The sequence below is a fragment of the Lactiplantibacillus sp. YT640 genome, from assembly GCF_049745435.1.
GTDB lineage: Bacteria > Bacillota > Bacilli > Lactobacillales > Lactobacillaceae > Lactiplantibacillus > Lactiplantibacillus plantarum.
On record NZ_JBMNVY010000092.1, the window covers coordinates 1 to 725 of the forward strand.

Genomic DNA, 725 nt, shown 5'->3' on the forward strand with positions numbered 1-725 from the left:
CTGAAACGATGCTGGATAAAATTGATTTTGGTTAGGAGGCTGGCTTTATGGATTTAGATTTTAAATCAAACAAGTATGATCTTTTTGATGATTGGCATCAAAACAAGACTAAACAAGAGTTTACACAAAAGTTGCAACAACAAGCTCAAATTGAAAAAACACAGCTGCCACAATTATTGTCGCGTGAAGATTTAAAAATTCGTTGGCAGATGAATTCTCGTCAAAGTGTTCATCAGGTTGCTAGTAAGCCTGATTTTCCGCAACCCGTTTTTGCTTTTAATCATGGTAAGACGCCACTTTACTTAGCAACTGAAATTCAAATTTTCGAAATTAATCACCCTTGGGTNCTAGTAAGCCTGATTTTCCGCAACCCGTTTTTGCTTTTAATCATGGTAAGACGCCACTTTACTTAGCAACTGAAATTCAAATTTTCGAAATTAATCACCCTTGGGTGATAACTCCTGGTGCTCGTCTTGCTTATAGTTATTGAATTCTTTGTCGTAACGAGTTGGCATGTAAAAATTCCTTCCTTTTGAGAGATGATTTATTCATTATACCCTCTCTTAAAAGTTGTCTCAGGAATCAGCTTACATCCATTGGCAAGGGAAGATCATCAAAATATGTTTTGAACAATTTTGAACAATTGGTAGATTGTAAAATTAATCCGAACGCTGTTCGGACAAAAAAGATCAGCTTCCTTTAAAATGGTGTTTACCACAAACCCA

Annotated in this window: 1 protein-coding gene; it reads left to right on the top strand. The window is 35.8% G+C overall.

Features of this window, described 5'->3' with window-relative positions:
- The first annotated feature begins 47 nt into the window (after positions 1 to 47).
- Positions 48 to 413, top strand: coding sequence for a hypothetical protein (locus ACOV1R_RS16065; RefSeq protein ID WP_424744338.1), 366 nt, complete (start codon positions 48 to 50; stop codon positions 411 to 413).
- Positions 414 to 725 lie beyond the last annotated feature (312 nt).